Here is a 17,568-nt window from a genome sequence, read left to right as displayed (position 1 = left end):
TTGGCTTACTTTTCTTGGCGAGACAAGAAAAGTAAGTAGCTGTCGGGCTACCCCCGACCTGCAATCGCAATACAGTGACAGAAGTGAGTAAATGAGTTAGCGTACAAACACGAAAATTGATGAAAGCCTGATTTACCTGTTTCCAACAACTCACTTAAATAAACCCGGAGCCCCAAATGCCCAGCCTGCAAACCCTCTGCCCCCACCCCATCATCCAGGCCCCCATGGCCGGTGGTGCCACCCCACCTGAACTGGTGGCCGCAGTGTCAAATGCAGGCGGCCTGGGCTCACTCGCAGCCCCCTTGCTGACGCCACTCGCCATCATAGAACAGGCTGAGCACATCAGAAGACTGACGGATAAACCTTTCGCCATCAACCTCTTCGTACAAACCCGGCCACAAGTCGATTTTGCAGCCCTTGAAGCTGCCAAGTTACTGCTGCAAGCTGTTTGCCAGGAACTGGGCTGGGACAACTTGCCGACCCCGACACGCTGGTGTGAAGACTTTGAAGCCCAGCTCGATGCCCTGATCACGGCCCGCCCTGCAGTAGCTAGCTTTACCTTTGATGTCTTGCACGGCAGCCAGTTGCAACGCCTGCATGATGCGGGAATAAAAGTGGTGGGTACTGCGACCAATCTGCAGGAAGCCATCGTCTGGCAAGCCATGGGAGCAGATGCTGTCTGTCTGCAAGGTGTGGAGGCGGGTGGTCACCGTGGGACTTTCATTGGTGCGCAAAGAGATTCAAGTCTGGGTCTGTCAGCCTTGCTGGAAGCCTGCAAACCGCATATGCAGGTGCCCATCATCGCTGCTGGCGGCATCATGGATGGCAGACAGATCAAACAGGCCTTGCAGGCGGGCGCGCAACTGGTGCAGATGGGTACGGCATTCCTGACGACCAAGGAATCAGCCATCCACCCTGCCTACAAACAACGCCTGCTGGAAAGCAGTAGTGACACCACACGCCAGACCCGCGCTTTTTCTGGCCGCATTGCGCGTGGTCTGGATAACCACTTCATGCAAACCATGGCGGCAGTTGCTGACAAAGTGCCTGCCTATCCGATACAGAACGCCCTGACGGGTTCCATACGCGCAGCGGCAGGTAAAGCAGCAAATACTGAACTGATGTCAATGTGGGCCGGGCAGGGCATGGCTGCGGTGAGGGATTTGAGTGTGGCCGAACTGATGGCTGCCCTGATCGCGGAAATGCAAGACTAATTAGAATTAAGGAAAACGGTATGGAAGCAGCAGGACAGTTTGATTACATCGTCGTCGGTGCTGGTACGGCAGGTTGTGTACTGGCGAACCGCCTCAGCAAGAATCCTGACAACCGGGTTTTGTTGATAGAGGCTGGTGGCAAGGATGATTATGTGTGGATACATATCCCCGTTGGTTACTTGTACTGCATCAATAATCCGCGCACAGACTGGATGTTCCGTACTGAGGCAGAAGCGGGCCTGAATGGCCGCAGCCTGATTTATCCACGCGGCAAGGTGCTGGGTGGTAGTTCGTCCATCAATGGCATGATTTACATGCGTGGCCAGGAAAGGGATTACCAGCAATGGGCAGAGCTGACGGGAGACGATAGCTGGCGCTGGGAGCAGGTATTGCCGCTGTTCAAGAAGAGTGAAGACCACCACGGCGATGATGCAGAATTCCATGGCATGGGTGGCGAATGGCGGGTGGAAAAACAAAGGCTGTCCTGGGAAATCCTGGACGCCTTCCGCAGTGCGGCAGCCGAAGTCGGTATCCCTAACAGCGATGACTTTAACCGTGGCAATAATGAAGGTTGTGGCTATTTCGATGTGAACCAGAAACGTGGCGTGCGCTGGAATGCCTCCAAGGCTTTCCTGAGACCAGCGGCAAACAGACCCAATCTGACCATCATGACGGGTTGCCAGGTGCAGAAACTCGTGATCAAGAGTGATGAGCAAGGCAAGCGTTGTACTGGCGTGGAATTCATGGGCGGTGGCCGCAGCTGGTTTGCCGAGTCCATGAAAGAAACCGTATTGGCTGCAGGAGCCATAGGTTCACCACAGATTTTGCAATTATCGGGCATAGGAGATGCGGCACATTTGCAACAGGCTGGAGTTGATCTGGTGCATGAATTGCCTGGCGTCGGCGGCAATTTGCAAGACCATTTACAGATACGTTCTGCATTCAAGATCACTGGTGCCAAAACGCTCAACAAGATGGCTAACAGCCTGATAGGCAAGGCGCGCATAGGGCTGGAATATGCCATGTTCCAGAGCGGCCCCATGTCGATGGCACCATCACAATTGGGCGCATTTACCCGTTCGGATGCCAGTCAGGCGACACCTAATCTGCAATACCATGTACAGCCCTTGTCGCTGGAAAAATTTGGTGACCCTCTGCATGATTTCCCGGCATTCACGGCCAGCGTCTGCAATCTGCGCCCTACTTCACGTGGCCATGTGCGCATTGCCAGTAATGATGCCGCTGCAGCACCAAAAATCGTACCGAATTATCTAACGACGGCAGAAGACCGCAAGATAGCAGCGGCCTCCCTGACACTGACGCGCAAGATAGTTGCTGCACCTGCTTTACAGAAGTACAAACCGGAAGAAATGAAGCCTGGGGTACAGTTCCAGACTGAAGAAGAATTGGCCAGGGCAGCAGGGGATATAAGTACGACGATTTTCCATCCGGTAGGCACTTGCAAAATGGGGCGGGTGGACGATACTGCGGCAGTAGTCGACAGCAATTTGCGCGTAATAGGCATAAATGGCCTGCGCGTGGCTGATGCTTCTATTATGCCGACTATAACCTCAGGTAATACCAACTCACCTACTGTGATGATTGCAGAGAAGGCGGCAAGGAGTATATTGGCAAGCTAAATCAGCGGAAATTGAATCAGAACAGTAAGAAATTTTTCTGCGTGGAATTACTTATGGTAGTTATACCGTATTGTTTAGAAATCGGTTTGCTGGGTATTATAAAAAGCTAATATAAAAAACTTCCAAAAAATAAAGGAAGTGTTGTCGCGTTGGAGTAATAACCATAAGCCAGACAATAAGGAGAAGAGATGACCGACGTCATCCTGGAGACAAAGCGCTTGACCAAAGAGTTCAAGGGCTTCACAGCTGTAAGCGAAGTTAATTTGCAGGTGCAGCGTGGGCATATCCACGCGCTGATCGGCCCTAACGGTGCCGGCAAGACCACCTGTTTCAATTTACTGACCAAATTTCTTGTCCCAACTTCGGGACAAATCCTGTTCAATGGCCGCGATATCACCTCGGCCAAACCAGCCCAGATTGCGCGCCAGGGCATCATACGTTCATTCCAGATATCGGCGGTTTTCCCGCACCTGACAGTAATGGAAAACGTGCGCATAGGCTTGCAAAGAAAACTGGGCACTTCTTTCCACTTCTGGAAAAGCGAACAATCGCTGAACCAGCTCAATGCGCGTGCCATGGAATTGCTGGCCGAAGTTGACCTGACTTCATTCGCCGACACGGTGACGGTTGATTTGCCCTATGGCCGTAAGCGCGCCCTGGAAATCGCCACTACCCTGGCCATGGAACCTGAAATGATGTTGCTGGATGAGCCTACTCAGGGCATGGGCCATGAAGATGTGCATCGCGTGACCGAGCTGATCAAGAAGGTGTCGGCTGGCCGCACTATCCTCATGGTGGAACATAATATGAATGTGGTGTCGGGTATTTGCGACAAGATCTCGGTCTTGCAGCGCGGTGCCATGCTGGCCGAAGGCACTTACCAGGAAGTATCCACCAATCCCAAAGTCATGGAAGCCTATATGGGCAGTACCAGTGGTGAATTGGAAGGGGCGCATGCATGATTGCTACGAATACAAACACTAGTCCAGCGCTGGAAATTACCGGCCTGCAAGCCTGGTATGGTGAGTCGCATATCCTGCATGATGTGAACCTGAAAGTGAATCAGGGCGAAGTAGTGACCATACTGGGCCGCAACGGTGCCGGGCGCACGACCACCATGCGCGCCATTGTCGGCCTGACTGGTGCACGCAAGGGCTCGATCAAGATCAACGGGCAAGAGGCGATCCACCTGCCCACGCATAAAGTGGCACATCTGGGCGTAGGTTATTGCCCGGAAGAGCGCGGGATATTTTCGTCCTTGTCCACAGAAGAAAACCTGATGTTGCCACCTTCGGTATCGAAAGAGAACAAGGGCATGTCGGTGGCCGAGATTTACGAAATGTTCCCCAATCTGGCTGAGCGTAAAAATAGCCAGGGCACACGCTTGTCCGGTGGTGAACAACAGATGCTGGCCGTCGCACGTATCTTGCGCACTGGTGCGCGTTTGTTACTGCTCGATGAAATTTCCGAAGGTCTGGCACCCGTCATCGTCCAGGCCCTGGCACGCATGATCACGATGTTGAAATCCAAGGGTTATACCATTGTCATGGTGGAACAGAATTTCCGCTTCGCTGCTCCGCTGGCGGACAGGTTTTATGTCATGGAGCATGGGCAGATCGTTGAGAGTTTTGCGTCTGCGCAATTGCAGGAAAAAATGCCGGTCTTGAATGAGTTGTTGGGTGTGTAGGATGTACATCTGTAAGGTAACTGCCTCGCTGTCTTGGTGAAGCAGGGTTGAATAAAAATATGATTGGAGAAGACGCATGAAAGCAACATTCACGAAATTAAAAGTAGCAAGTCTCGCAGTTTCCGCCGCACTGGCTGGTTTTGCGCTGAATGCAAATGCGCAAGTATCTGGTGACACGGTCAAGATCGGTTTCATCACCGATATTTCTGGCCTGTATTCTGATATCGATGGCCAGGGTGGTGCAGAAGCCATCAAGATGGCGATTGCCGATTTTGGCGGCACGGTACTGGGCAAGAAAATTGAACTGGTCACAGCCGACCATCAAAACAAGGCCGATATCGCTGCCAGCCGTGCACGTGAATGGTTTGACCGTGACGGCGTCGACATGCTGATCGGCGGTACCAATTCGGGTACTTCTTTGTCGATGGCAAAAGTCGCGGCAGAAAAGAAACGCGTCTTTATTTCCATCGGTGCCGGCTCTGCCCGCCTGACCAATGAAGAATGCGCACCGACGACCGTGCATTATGCCTATGACACTGTGGCACTGGCCAAGGGCACGGGTTCTGCAGTCGTCAAACAGGGTGGCAAAAGCTGGTATTTCCTGACTGCCGATTACGCTTTTGGTGCGTCGCTGGAAAGTGATACTGCCAATGTTGTTAAAGCCAATGGCGGTACGGTTGCAGGCGCGGTCAAACATCCTTTGTCGGCATCTGACTTCTCTTCTTTCCTGTTGCAGGCACAAGCTTCCAAGGCACAAATCCTGGGTCTGGCAAATGCTGGTGGTGACACCATCAATGCGATTAAGGCAGCCAATGAATTTGGCGTCACCAAAACCATGAAGCTGGCTGGTTTGCTGATGTTTATCAATGACATCCACTCCCTGGGTCTGAATGCAACTAACGGCATGTACCTGACCGACAGCTGGTACTGGAATCAAAACGAAGAAGCGCGTAAATGGTCACGCCGCTATTTCGAAAAAATGAAGAAAATGCCTTCCAGCCTGCAAGCCGCTGATTACTCTGCAACGCTGACTTACCTGAATGCGGTCAAGGCTGCGGGTACGGATGACACGGCAAAAGTCATGGAAAAACTGAAGGCTGCCAAAGTCAATGACATGTATGCCAAAAACGGATACATCCGTGGTGACGGCAGCATGATCCATGACATGTACCTCATGCAAGTGAAAACCAGCGCTGAGTCTAAAGAGCCTTGGGATTATTACAAAGTGGCACAGACTATTCCGGGTGAGCAAGCATTTACCACAAAATCCGAATCCAAGTGCTCCCTCTGGAAGTGAAATCCAATTCTCGGGCGCATAGCGGCGTTGCAAAGCCTCGCAATACTTTCGTATTGCTACGTCGCTTTTGCAAGTTCTGCCTTGCTCTGCATCCCGATAATTGAATTTCAGCATTGCCGTTGTTTTACGGGGAAGGTCGCGGACTTTGTCGCGACCTTCACGTTTGCAAAATTGAAGTCATTCAACGCTAGATTTTTCGCAGAAGAAGTACTTAGGGAGTAGGCAGAAAGAAATGATTTTCTCCTGATTTTCTCTGTGACTCTGTGTGTCTGTGTTGAGAGGTCTTCACCTTTCCATCCATTTTTTATTTAGCGTGCCATGGAAATATTTGGTATTCCGCTGCAAGCGATGCTAAGCCAGCTTTTGCTGGGCTTGGTCAACGGCTCGTTTTACGCGATGCTGTCTCTGGGGCTGGCTGTGATTTTCGGCTTGCTGAATGTGATTAACTTTGCCCATGGTGCCCTGTATATGATGGGTGCCTTCCTCGCGTGGATGGGCATGAATTATTTTGGCATCAATTACTGGGCCATGCTGCTGATTGCGCCTTTGCTGGTGGGGCTGTTTGGCATCATCATAGAAAAGACCATGCTGCGCTGGCTGTACAAGCTGGATCATCTGTATGGCTTGCTGCTGACCTTTGGTATCACCTTGATGCTGGAAGGTGTGTTCCGCTCGGCGTATGGCGTGTCTGGCCAGCCTTATCAGGTGCCGGAAGCGTTGACAGGGGCGACCAACCTGGGCTTCATGATCTTGCCTAACTACCGTGCCTGGGTTGTGGTTGCTTCACTTGTCGTTTGCTTTGCGACCTGGTTCGTCATCGAAAAAACCAAGCTCGGTGCCTACCTGCGTGCCGGTACTGAAAACCCCAAACTGGTCGAAGCCTTTGGTGTCAATGTGCCGCTGATGGTGACCCTGACTTACGGCTTCGGTGTGGCTCTTGCAGCCTTTGCCGGTGTGCTTGCAGCGCCCGTCATACAAGTGTCGCCTTTGATGGGTTCCAACCTGATTATCACAGTGTTTGCGGTGGTGGTGATTGGTGGCATGGGCTCTATCCTTGGTTCGATTTTGACAGGTCTGGGCCTGGGTATTATCGAAGGCCTGACGCGGGTGTTTTATCCTGAGCTGTCGGCGACTGTTGTGTTCATCGTCATGGCCATCGTCCTGATGATCCGCCCTGCCGGTTTGTTCGGTAAAGAAAAATAAACGGAGCCACCATGAATAAGAAAATCAGTTACGGCATTGCTTTTGCCCTGTTACTGGCAGCGCCGTTTATTATCTATCCGGTGTTCCTGATGAAGCTCTTGTGCTTTGCCCTGTTTGCCTGTGCTTTCAATTTGCTTATCGGCTTCACTGGCCTGCTGTCCTTTGGTCACGCTGCCTTTTTTGGTGCTGCCGGTTATATCGCTGGCTGGGCCTTGCGTGATGCCGGTTTGCCGACTGAGCTTGGCATCTTGCTGGGGGTAGGGGCAGCAGCCCTGATAGGCCTGGTGATGGGGGCACTGGCGATACGCCGCCAGGGTATTTACTTCACCATGATCACGTTGGCCCTGGCGCAGATGCTGTACTTCGTTTTCCTGCAGGCCAAGTTCACCGGTGGTGAAGATGGTTTGCAAGGCGTGCCACGCGGCAAACTGCTGGGTATGCTGGATCTGAGTTCTGACCTGACGCTGTATTACTTTGTGCTGGTGGTGGCGATTGCCGGATTTGCCATCGTCATGCGTACCGTGCATTCACCGTTTGGCCAGGTCTTGAAAGCCGTCAAGGAAAATGAGCCACGCGCGATCTCGCTGGGTTATGACGTAGACCGCTACAAGCTTATGGCCTTCGTATTGTCGGCTGCATTGGCAGGCCTGGCCGGTGCCACCAAAACCCTGGTACTGGGTTTTGAGACGCTCACGGACGTACACTGGTCCATGTCTGGCCTGGTGGTCCTGATGACCCTGGTGGGCGGTCTGGGCACGCTGGTAGGCCCGATCGTTGGTGCCATCATCATCATCGCACTGGAAAACAAACTTGGTGACCTCGGCAACCTGCTGGCCAACATCACGACGATAGAATGGTTCCGCACCATAGGTGACTCTGTCACTATCGTCACGGGCCTGATCTTCATCGTTTGCGTACTGGCTTTCAGGCGCGGTATTGTCGGTGAATTGATGGCGTATGTTGAGCGTAACGGCAAGGCCAGGGCTGGCTGAAATTTTTGGTCTGCACAGTCTGCTTGATCTGCTTAGCCTGCCAATGAGAGAACCCCGCAATTTGCGGGTTTTTTTTATGTCTGTTTTATTTATCTGGTGCGAGTCCCGGATGTATCTAGTGGACTTGTAGCTGGCGCTGTTTTCCTTAATCTGGAATCTGCTATTGCAATTGGATTTCGCATCTAATGCTTGATCAGATGCCGTACTTACGCTGGTCTGGCACGATCATCTAATTTGATTGTCACCTTGAACTCAGGTTCTTGACATATTTTTTAATTCGGCTATTCTTTGGTTTGTATTGCAAACTAGTTTTCAATAAAGGATTGATATGGACAAAGATGATGATATTCAACAGGCAATCAATAGTATTGCCTTGATACGGCAGGTGATACGGCAAGCAGATGCAGATACACCTGATGCGAAATTGTCCGGCATCACACTGGATGCCAATCTGCTCGTGCAGCTTGGGATATTTTTTATTGTGCTTGCTCTTAGTTTGCTGGAGTTGTTCACTGCGGGTTCAATGACGGAGACAATTAGCAGCGGCAGTAAAAATCCTGAATTAATACTGGTGGGCATAGGATTGATGGGATTTATTGTGGCCGGCCTGGTGCTGGTTTTGTACTTTGTTATCTGGCGTGCTGCCAGACATAACGGCGAAGAACTCGGGAGCTACATCAGGCGCAATTTTCGCTATATGTACCAATTGTCGCTGGTATCTGACCTGTTGATGAAATTCATCTGCCTGGCTTTGTTGATACTGGCTGGCAAAGCGCTGTGGATAGCACCAGTCTTGCTTGCTTTTACTGCAGATTACTTGTTCCAGGCACGCTTGTTTACGCTGCCTTCAAAAGCAGCGGTCAGCTTGGGCGTATTGTGCCTTGGCCTGGGGACTTATCAATTCTTTGTTGGCTCGTCTGCCTTATTGGTACCACTGCTGACATTCAGCATCGTGGCAGGTTTGTCTGCAGGCAGACTGGTTTTGCGTTATCGCAGTCAAATGCTTGCAGCGCACTAGGCGGCATCATGAGCACTAAGGATTTGCAAAGAGTGCATCCCTTACTATCTGACCGCGTGCGTCTGATGATCATGGTCCACTTGTCCATCGCTGGTGGGCCAGTTGATTTCAATAGCCTGCTGGCTGCACTGGAGCTCACCAAGGGAAATTTATCTACCCATTTGCGCAAGCTGGAAGAAGCCACACTGATCAGTGTCAACAAGGAATTTATCGATCGCAAGCCAAGAACGACGTATGCCTGCACGAGCGCCGGACGACAGGATTTGCAGACGTACTTGAACACCATTGAATCATTACTCAAGCAGGTACGCTGAAACGCAATAAAAACCGGCAATGCCGTGACTTTCTTTGAAGGCTGATATGGATACTACAATAGCGATGGATACCGAAGCCAGGTCTGTCAGGTCAGCCAGACATTTTGGACTGATACCAGATCAGGACGGGTTACAAAAAAACGATGCCAGATCCTGGCTCAAGTATTTTTTTGTCGAGTACAACCCCTTGTATTTCATCAGTGCTTTTTGCATGTTGTATGGAATATTCCTGATCGACCGTAACCTGGCGACCATGACAATATTGTCTGGGCCCTTCAGTGCCGTTGGCTTGCTGCTGGTTTTGCAATTGTATGAGTTAAGCTTGCTGGCGGCTGCCATGTTCCTGGCGCACAGGCTGGGGGCCATTCGTCCTGCGGCAATGCTATGTCTGCTTGAATGCGTATTGCTGTTCGACTGCACTTTCAGGTTGGAAGGGCTGGCGATGCAGTCATGGTTTGGTGTGGCGATTGATGTGTTGTGGTTGCTGATGCTGGCCCTGAAATTGCGCCTGATGGCCGTTGCCATGCGCCTGGATATCAAGGCTTATCATTATGTATCCGTACTGCTGACGGCGGCCTGCATTCCTTTATTGATTGCCTTTCTTTCCCGCGTGGATAGCAATCATGCTGTCGGTTTGCAAGTTGCAGCCTGGCTGGGAACCTTGATAGTGCTGGCGTTGGAACTGCGTCGTCCACCCCTGAGATCCGGGTGGGCAAGGAATGAGGATCAGGCCAGGCTGGCAGATAGTTGTATCAAGGCAGCCTTCAGGATATTCATCGGTTTTTACTTTTATCATGTCTGGGCTTTCTTGTTTTTTGTGGCTGAACCTTCGATACGCGTGCAAGCGGTGTTCGGTCAATTCTCTGCTTACTTTTTGCTCTGCGTGTTGACCCGCACAGCAGCCAGCGACATTTGGAAATTTGCCATCCTGATGTTGATAAACAGTTTTTTCACTCCTGTCGTATTGACGCATGTGCTGATACTGCTATCTGTGGCTATGGGATTGCAGGCCTGGCATCGTAGCGATGGAAATCTTGGTGTGGCAGCGAGTCTGCTGATGTTTGCCGCAACTTGCCTGTCGGGCTGGAGCGGTGATGGTGCGTCCATACCGGACTTGCCAGCCTGGTATTCCTGGAAGTTTGGTGTGCTGGCAATCTGTCTGTTGTTGATCAGCTATAGAACACGTAGTCTGCTGGCAATAGGCCTGCTCTCTGGCGCTGCGTGCTATGCCCTTTATCAAGCCGTGGGCCCTTTATTACCTCACAAGGAAATTGGCAAAGGGGCAGTGGTTATCGCTCTTGCATTCTTGATGCTATTGACGGGTCTTTGGGTGAATATGCACTTTCGTGTTCACACCGGTGATGAAGAGGCATAATTTTTATCACTGACCTGTCAATAGAGAACCATGCAGCTTGCGATTTTTTATGTCAGCCAAGTGGTTTAATATCTCACCATTCTTGTTTTTTGCCAGGCCTGCATGAAACCCAAAACGCCACATACACCTGCCATGCCGAATGCTGATACCAGCTTATGGGACAGACTAGCGTTTTTAATGCTCGGTGGCTTCACGGGCGCAGCCTATGCGGCCGTCATCTGCCTGTTGATGTTTGGCTTTACCCACAAAGCCCATTTGGCACTGATACCTTACACATCGACGGTCTTTGCCTGCATGGGCTTTTTCTTTGGGAATGTCATTGTTGAAGCGTTTTTGTGCCTTTTCTATACCTTATGGGGAATGCTGTTCGTCATAAGCGATGGCAATGGCAATCTTCCTGCGAGTGATATCAAGACGCATCTGAGCTGCTTTTTCCTGCTAGGTACAGGTTCAGGCTTGAGTTTTGCGCTGTTCTGCTACTTCTAAAGTCGATAACTGTTTTACAGACATTGCTTCCAGCACCTGTTTTGCGCTGGTTTTGATGGCAATATTTTCACCAGCATTATTGATGACACCATTCAGCAACTGTTTCACGGCATCGGCATTTGTGCCTGACTGGGCGAGAGCGAAGATGGCTGTCTGGCGCACACTGGCTACCGGATCATTCAATGCGGCAGAAAAGTAATTGAGGCTGCTGTCGTTTTTATCCCACTGCGCCAGTTGCAATACGCTCTGGCTTCTGACGGCTGGATCAGCGTTCTGCGTCAGGCTTTGCAACTTGCTGATGATGTCTTTCGTAGTTTTGGCATCAATACGACTTGCTGGTGCATCCGGTACTGCTGGTGGCTTCAGGGCAGCCAGTGCCTGCAGGATGACGGCGGCTTGTTGTTCATTATTGAGTGACAGGCGTATCAATTGGAGCTCTTCTTGCGGGTAGATATTCAGGTCACGCAGCATGATCAGGCCCATGATTCTTTGCTCGCTTTCCGCGCTGCTGGCGAGTTGCCTGGACAGGGTAAATACTTCGGGGCTGCGTATGCCGGATAGCAGGTTCCTGATGATTTCTCTGATCTGAGGTGATTGTTCTTTCTGGTACAAGCTGATGATACGTTTCAGATAGTAGGGCTGCTCTTGCATGAGTTTTCTTAACTGGTCCTGGGTGTCGTCACCAGCACCGTTCTGGTCCGCAGGCGAGATCAGGCGTGTCCATAACTGGTCGAAAGGATTTGTTGCCTCTGTGCCAGGGCTACCTGCATTGCTCCACAGGCTGGTGAACTGGGCCAGTCTATTGCTAACGGGTTCTGCTGCCGGAGTTTGTGCACGGCCTGCACTTTGTGTGCTTGATCCTCCCGCAGTATCTTGGCCGGGCAACATGAATATGGAGACCAGTAAAACCAGCAGGGGCAGGGCAAGCAGGGGCAGAAATTTTTTCACGATCTTAATCCGGGTAAGGCCCGCTCATTGACGGGTGGCGTTGTACTGATCACTAGTCAATGAGCAAGAGTCATGCGTTTCATTCAAGGATACTGATCACTGGAACACCAGGCTGGCCTGGGTATTCGTCGTATAGTCCTTCAAACCAAAATGACCAAGGGCAAAGTCATATGTCGCATTCTGGCCATCGATATTGCTGGTGTGCGAACCATACACGTAGCAACTGCCGTAACACACAACTTCATCAATATAGCTTTTGATCGAATACATCTTGCTGCCATAGCGCTTGTTCTTGACTGAGAGTATCAGCGGACTGTCTATGGACAAACCATTGCTGCCGCAGGTCGGCGTCATGATATTGAAAGGGTAGACGCCGCATGACTCCAGCCCATGCTGGGCACCGGCAATGCCGATGAAGGAATTGACGGATGTAGAGTAGGCCAGCTCATTGATGGCTTTCATCGCCAGCGTCACACCCATGGAATGGCCGATGACATCTATCCTGCCGGTGCAGGATGCGGCCTTGGCAGCCTGCAAGGACGCTTTCACCGGATTGGTATTGGCGGTGCTGTGGTCGTTGATGGCAGGATTGGTTTTCGAACCCCAGTTGGGGCGGTACAACTGTGCATCGGTATAACCCTGGCTTTTGAGAGTGCTGACGGTGGCATTCCAGTCCGACGGTGAACCGGCATTGCCGTGTACCAGTACCACATTGTCGAGGCAGACGGCCTGGCTGGCGCAGGCGATAAAGCTGAGGCTCATGGCAATGAGCACCCGGATGAGTGTGAGATGTTGCATGGTGTTGTCTCCAGTGGTGTTTTTATGTAGTCCCGCGCTTTGGTGCGCGGGAAAAAACAGGGTAGGAGCAAGTTGGCAGGAGCACCACTATCCATTCAGATAGTGGCTGAGAACCTGTTCACGATCTTAAGCACGAGCGCGGTTGTGGCTTATACCGGCCTCATGCGCTGCTCAAAATGCTCATGTACTAGAGTACATTCCGCTTTTTGCGCTGCTCTTTTGTTACCCTTACCCCGCTGACGCACGCTCGCTACAGATCGTGGACAGGTTCTGAGGATGTTGAGTCAGTTTTTATGGCTTGGTAACAGCAAGCCCAGTTCATAGGCTTTGGCGACGGCATGCACGCGGCTGCGCACATCCAGTTTGGCGAAGATCTGGTCGATGTGGTATTTGACGTTGACTTCGGTGAGCTTGAGGATGGTGGCGATTTCCCAGTTGGTTTTGCCTTCATGCAGCCAATGCAGGATTTCTCTTTGCCGCTCACTAAGGGTCTTGTTGCTGATGCCTGGCTTGATGGGAAATTCTTCTACGCTTGTCAGCGCATGGGCAAGCGCCAGGTGCAGATGCGGTGTCAACAGGGCCAGCAGATAAGCATGTTGATGACTGACTTCAAAGGGTAGATTTGTGAAGATGAAATAACTGGAGAAATGCCCGCTCAGATCCCGCATGCCGTGGGCGACAGTGTTATGCATTTTCTGCTTCCTGAATGAAGCCAGCCAGTCAGCAGGAACTGCATGGTCATCACGTCCGGCCTGGAAGAAAACCGGTTCCTGGGTTTCACGCCATTTTTGCATCAGAGGGCTATTTGCCCGTCCTTTGCTGTCGAGCAGGGATTGGTAATAGTGGTAGCTCTCTGCCGGGCAATTGAACTGCAATAATTTATGCACATAGTTGCCCTGCGGGCTGACGCCGCCTATGCCGCAGACCATCATTTCATGCGGCAAGACTTCGCGCAAAATGCCTTGGGCGATCAGGCTGAAATCATCTGCATTGCGGGTTTCTGCACACGCCATGATGATGGGCAGTATGGATGCCCCGGAGACTTCCTGCGCAAAGTTCACCATGTCTGGAATCGTCCTTCAGGCTACTCAAGATGTGCGTGATGCTGGGGAGGTGTGGTGCCAAGGCTTGCAAGACGGCGCATGGCCACTGCTCCATGCGCCATCCTTAACTCATCCTTGCTACTTACAAAGCTGCTGCGTAAATCGCCCTGGCATCTTCCTTCGTCACTTCACGTGGATTATTTCCCAGCAAACGCGTTTGCAGCAAGGCGTCGCTGGCAAGCTGGTCCAGGTCTTTCTCGGTGACGCCTACCTGGCTCAGGCGGGTTTCTATGCCTACCCGTACTGCGAGGTCTTCCATGGCCTTGATCATGGCGTGACAACGCTGCTCAGCTGTGCCTGTGGCTTCTGGTGCGATGATGGCAGCCAGCTCAGCGTACAGCTCTGCTGCGTGGCCGGCATTGAAGCGCAGTACATGCGGCAAGACCAGGGAGTTCGACAAACCGTGCGGGACATGGAAGATGCCGCCTACCGGATAGGCCAGTGCATGCACTGCCGCGCAAGGTGCATTGGCAAAGGACTGCCCGGCCAGCATGGCTCCCAGCAACATGGCCTGCCTTGCCGCCAGGTTGCCGCCATTGTTGCAGGCTTCGTCGATGTTGTTCCAGAGTAATTTTAAAGCCTGCACCGCCAGCATGTCGGATAGCGGGTTCTTTTTGTGCTTGGTCGTATAGGCTTCAATCGCATGCACCATGGCATCTATGCCGGTGGCAGCAGTGACCTTGGCTGGCAAGCCTGTCGTCAGTTGCGCGTCGAGGATGGCGATGTCGGCATACAGTTGCGGCGCGACCACACCCATCTTGGTGGTGGCACCGGTAGTGACGATGGAGATAGGGGTGACTTCAGAACCCGTGCCAGCCGTGGTCGGGATTTGTATCAATGGCAGGCGCTTGCCTTTGACATTACCTATGCCATACATGGTCGAGAGGCTTTGATCGCTGCCAGCCAGGATGGCGATGAGTTTGGCCACGTCCATGGAGCTGCCGCCACCGAGACCGACGACCAGTTCCACTTGCAGGCTACGGGCATTGTCGACAGCTTGCAAGACGATGGCTTCTGGCGGATCGGCAATCACGTCGGAGAAAATACTGACTTTGAGTTGTTCCGTTTCCAAGCTGTCAATGACAGGTTGGACCAGGCCGGTACGCAGGAAACCGGCATCGGTCACCAGCAGTACATGGCTAATCGCTGGAAATTCCTGGCGTATGATTTTGCCCAGGCGCGTTGCTGCACCGGTTTGGCTGATCAGGCTGGGGACGGTTCTGAATTCAAAGTCATTCATCTTTATCTCATTCTCATTTAGAACCTGTTTTCGATCTTACTGCGCGAGCGTGATCGGGGCTCATGTGCTGCTCAAAATGCTCATGTACTAGAAGTACATTCCGCTTTTTGCGCTGCTCTTCGCCCCGCTGACGCTCGCTCGCTACAGATCGTAAACAGGTTCTTAGCTAGTTGTAGGGATCTCTACCTTAGCACATACCGAGGTTTCCTATTTGTCCAGCAGCTTGAGGTCGCGCATCCAGTCGGCATACAGGCTGGTCCAGTTGCGCACGCTGCCGTCGGCGGGTGTCATGCCAAAGCCATGGTCGCCCCGGCGGAAGGCATGCAGTTCTGCCTGGGCACTGCCTTCCAGTAATTGCTGATAGATTTTTGCGGCGACTACTGGTGGGGCTTTGGGATCGTCCGAGGCATGGACTATGAATACGGGCGGGGTGTTCTTGCCAGCTTTTGGGATTTTTCCACCGGGCACACCGGTATATACCAGGGCGATAAAGTCTGCGCGATTACCCAATTTTTCTGCGGCGTCCGCAGCGCCTGAGTCGCCTTCGTCCTGGTCCACCAATAGTTGCAAGGCCATGATACCGCCAGCAGAAAAACCGAGCACACCTATCTTCTTGCTGTCGATTTTCCATTCGCCCGCATGTTGCCGCAACACCCGCATGGCACGGCTGGTGTCTGCCGTCAGCGGCTGTATGGACTTCCAGCTGCGGTCGCCGTCCGGTGCCAGCGTACGGTATTTCAGCACGGCAGCGGTAATGCCCTGGGCATTCAACCATTGCGCGGCTTCTATGCCTTCCTTGTCTATGCAGACATAACGGAAGCCACCACCCGGTACGACCAGCACGGCAGTGCCAGTTGCCTTGTCAGCGGGGGCAGGGTAAATAGTCAATGTTGGCTTGCTGACGTAGCTGATGTATCTGTCCAGGCGACCTGTTTCATGCCTGTCTTCGGCTGTTTCTGCTTGCTGATGTTGCAGACCGGGCGCGCCGTTTTGCCATAAGGGGATCTCGATTTCAGCTTGCGCCTTACTGCTGTTACTGAACAAGATACATGTTGCAAACATCAGAGACAGGGATATCTTCATTGCGTTGATCCTTGTGAAAGACAAAGTAGCGACAGATTTATTGCACCGGATTTGCATCTTGTCTGATTTGTCTCTGCCAGTCAAACAGGCAAGCTAGTGCCGCAACTGTTATGGCATAGCCTGTACCTTGTTGCTCATAGCTTGCTTCTGTATAAGTTATCTGTGTCGTGTTTTTAGCTTTAGGTTCTTTACCTGCTTGCACAACCGTGGATTTCATAACAGATCAAATACACTCATATGGACATTTTCTTTTTAGGCATTGCTGCCTTCTTTGCTGGTTTTGTCGATTCCATCGTGGGCGGTGGTGGCTTGATACAAGTCCCGGCCCTGTTCTCTTTCCTTCCAGGAACTGCTCCTGCTACCTTGCTGGGTACTAATAAAATGGCAGGCATCTGGGGTACGACAGTAGCCGCGACCCGATACATGAAAAATGTCAGATTGCGTTGGGCCATGGTTGCGCCCGCTGCCCTGATGGCTTTTCTGTTTTCATTTGGCGGAGCTTTTCTGGTCACCCACATACCACCTACCTATTTACGTAAGGCTTTACCCTTTATTTTGCTGGCGGTGGCTATCTATACCTTTAAGAAGAAAGAGTTTGGGGCGGACAATAAACCGGTATTTTCAGGTAATAAAGAGACCTATATGGCTATGCTGGTAGGCGCAGGCATAGGCTTTTACGATGGTTTTTTTGGTCCAGGCACAGGAAGCTTCTTCATGTTTTTGTTCGTGCGTATCTTTGGTTATGACTTCCTGCGTGCTTCTGCTGCAGCCAAGGTATTGAATGTTGCCTGTAATACTGCGGCACTTATCTGGTTTGGTTATAGCGGTCACGTACTCTGGATGCTGGGTTTGACGATGGCCGTATGCGGTGTGGGCGGTTCTATTTTAGGTAGTCATTTGGCAATAAAACACGGCACCGCGTTTGTTCGCAAGATGTTCCTTGGCGTGGTGGTGGCGCTGGTATGCAAGACGACTTACGATGGTTTTCTTAAATAGCAGTGTTTCACGTGAAACAATCAGGCAGTGATAATGGGACTTCGGTCCCATTTTTTATGTCCTGATGCCTATGTTTCACGTGAAACATAGTTCTAAATAAAAAGAGAATCTTTAGCTCTCTAAAAGTTTACGCACAAAACAAACTATAATCGTGCCTCCCGTCCCAAGTTTCCC

The 17,568-nt window shown here is 51.7% G+C and carries 18 protein-coding genes; 12 read left to right on the top strand and 6 right to left on the bottom strand.

Annotated elements, in window-relative coordinates:
• Nucleotides 1–176: 176 nt before the first annotated feature.
• From ACO0LD_RS12545 to ACO0LD_RS12495, 11 genes are all read left to right on the top strand, one after another.
• The gene (locus ACO0LD_RS12545; RefSeq protein WP_423007202.1) at nucleotides 177–1,214 is read left to right on the top strand and encodes an NAD(P)H-dependent flavin oxidoreductase; all 1,038 of its coding nucleotides are present in this window, start codon (nucleotides 177–179) and stop codon (nucleotides 1,212–1,214) included.
• A 20-nt stretch (nucleotides 1,215–1,234) separates the two neighbouring features.
• Nucleotides 1,235–2,854: a GMC family oxidoreductase gene (locus ACO0LD_RS12540; RefSeq protein ID WP_423007200.1), complete on the top strand. Its 1,620-nt coding sequence runs from the start codon at nucleotides 1,235–1,237 to the stop codon at nucleotides 2,852–2,854.
• A gap of 188 nt (nucleotides 2,855–3,042) precedes the next feature.
• Nucleotides 3,043–3,816 (top strand): ABC transporter ATP-binding protein, encoded by a 774-nt coding sequence (locus ACO0LD_RS12535; protein ID WP_423007198.1) that lies wholly within the window; start codon nucleotides 3,043–3,045, stop codon nucleotides 3,814–3,816.
• Nucleotides 3,813–4,541: an ABC transporter ATP-binding protein gene (locus ACO0LD_RS12530; RefSeq protein WP_423007196.1), complete on the top strand. Its 729-nt coding sequence runs from the start codon at nucleotides 3,813–3,815 to the stop codon at nucleotides 4,539–4,541. The genes ACO0LD_RS12535 and ACO0LD_RS12530 overlap by 4 nt, the downstream gene beginning before the upstream one ends.
• A gap of 76 nt (nucleotides 4,542–4,617) precedes the next feature.
• A complete protein-coding gene (locus tag ACO0LD_RS12525) occupies nucleotides 4,618–5,838 on the top strand; it encodes an ABC transporter substrate-binding protein (RefSeq protein ID WP_423007194.1) in 1,221 nt (406 codons plus the stop codon).
• 318 nt (nucleotides 5,839–6,156) lie between these two features.
• Nucleotides 6,157–7,041: a branched-chain amino acid ABC transporter permease gene (locus ACO0LD_RS12520; RefSeq protein WP_423007192.1), complete on the top strand. Its 885-nt coding sequence runs from the start codon at nucleotides 6,157–6,159 to the stop codon at nucleotides 7,039–7,041.
• An 11-nt stretch (nucleotides 7,042–7,052) separates the two neighbouring features.
• Complete coding sequence (locus ACO0LD_RS12515; RefSeq protein ID WP_423007190.1) at nucleotides 7,053–8,033, top strand: branched-chain amino acid ABC transporter permease; 981 nt, start codon at nucleotides 7,053–7,055, stop codon at nucleotides 8,031–8,033.
• 328 nt (nucleotides 8,034–8,361) lie between these two features.
• A complete protein-coding gene (locus ACO0LD_RS12510; RefSeq protein WP_423007188.1) occupies nucleotides 8,362–9,051 on the top strand; it encodes a hypothetical protein in 690 nt (229 codons plus the stop codon).
• A gap of 8 nt (nucleotides 9,052–9,059) precedes the next feature.
• Nucleotides 9,060–9,365: a transcriptional regulator gene (locus ACO0LD_RS12505; RefSeq protein ID WP_423007186.1), complete on the top strand. Its 306-nt coding sequence runs from the start codon at nucleotides 9,060–9,062 to the stop codon at nucleotides 9,363–9,365.
• A 46-nt stretch (nucleotides 9,366–9,411) separates the two neighbouring features.
• Complete coding sequence (locus ACO0LD_RS12500) at nucleotides 9,412–10,740, top strand: hypothetical protein (RefSeq protein ID WP_423007184.1); 1,329 nt, start codon at nucleotides 9,412–9,414, stop codon at nucleotides 10,738–10,740.
• Between the two features lie 102 nt (nucleotides 10,741–10,842).
• Nucleotides 10,843–11,226 carry a hypothetical protein gene (locus ACO0LD_RS12495; RefSeq protein ID WP_423007182.1) on the top strand — a complete coding sequence of 128 codons (384 nt, stop codon included), beginning with the start codon at nucleotides 10,843–10,845 and terminating at the stop codon, nucleotides 11,224–11,226.
• Here the strand turns inward: ACO0LD_RS12495 and ACO0LD_RS12490 are convergent.
• The 6 genes from ACO0LD_RS12490 to ACO0LD_RS12465 all read right to left on the bottom strand — a co-directional run bounded on the left by ACO0LD_RS12490 (nucleotide 11,191) and on the right by ACO0LD_RS12465 (nucleotide 16,615).
• Nucleotides 11,191–12,174, bottom strand: a complete 984-nt coding sequence (locus tag ACO0LD_RS12490) for a HEAT repeat domain-containing protein (protein WP_423007180.1) — start codon at nucleotides 12,172–12,174, stop codon at nucleotides 11,191–11,193. The genes ACO0LD_RS12495 and ACO0LD_RS12490 overlap by 36 nt on opposite strands.
• A 96-nt stretch (nucleotides 12,175–12,270) precedes the next feature.
• Nucleotides 12,271–12,972 carry an alpha/beta fold hydrolase gene (locus ACO0LD_RS12485; RefSeq protein WP_423007178.1) on the bottom strand — a complete coding sequence of 234 codons (702 nt, stop codon included), beginning with the start codon at nucleotides 12,970–12,972 and terminating at the stop codon, nucleotides 12,271–12,273.
• A 284-nt stretch (nucleotides 12,973–13,256) separates the two neighbouring features.
• Nucleotides 13,257–14,036 carry a response regulator transcription factor gene (locus tag ACO0LD_RS12480; protein WP_423007176.1) on the bottom strand — a complete coding sequence of 260 codons (780 nt, stop codon included), beginning with the start codon at nucleotides 14,034–14,036 and terminating at the stop codon, nucleotides 13,257–13,259.
• Between the two features lie 121 nt (nucleotides 14,037–14,157).
• On the bottom strand, nucleotides 14,158–15,315 hold the full coding sequence (locus ACO0LD_RS12475; RefSeq protein WP_423007174.1) for an iron-containing alcohol dehydrogenase: 1,158 nt from the start codon (nucleotides 15,313–15,315) through the stop codon (nucleotides 14,158–14,160).
• A 207-nt stretch (nucleotides 15,316–15,522) separates the two neighbouring features.
• On the bottom strand, nucleotides 15,523–16,398 hold the full coding sequence (locus tag ACO0LD_RS12470; protein WP_423007172.1) for an alpha/beta hydrolase: 876 nt from the start codon (nucleotides 16,396–16,398) through the stop codon (nucleotides 15,523–15,525).
• Nucleotides 16,399–16,435: 37 nt separating this feature from the next.
• Nucleotides 16,436–16,615, bottom strand: a complete 180-nt coding sequence (locus ACO0LD_RS12465) for a hypothetical protein (RefSeq protein WP_423007170.1) — start codon at nucleotides 16,613–16,615, stop codon at nucleotides 16,436–16,438.
• A 20-nt stretch (nucleotides 16,616–16,635) separates the two neighbouring features.
• On the opposite strand from ACO0LD_RS12465, the gene ACO0LD_RS12460 reads away from it, so the two are divergent.
• Nucleotides 16,636–17,394 carry a sulfite exporter TauE/SafE family protein gene (locus tag ACO0LD_RS12460; RefSeq protein ID WP_423007168.1) on the top strand — a complete coding sequence of 253 codons (759 nt, stop codon included), beginning with the start codon at nucleotides 16,636–16,638 and terminating at the stop codon, nucleotides 17,392–17,394.
• Nucleotides 17,395–17,568 lie beyond the last annotated feature (174 nt).

The sequence above is a fragment of the Undibacterium sp. Ji83W genome (assembly GCF_049340385.1).
Taxonomy (GTDB): Bacteria; Pseudomonadota; Gammaproteobacteria; order Burkholderiales; family Burkholderiaceae_D; genus Undibacterium.
This window is presented reverse-complemented; position numbering and strand designations above follow the sequence as displayed.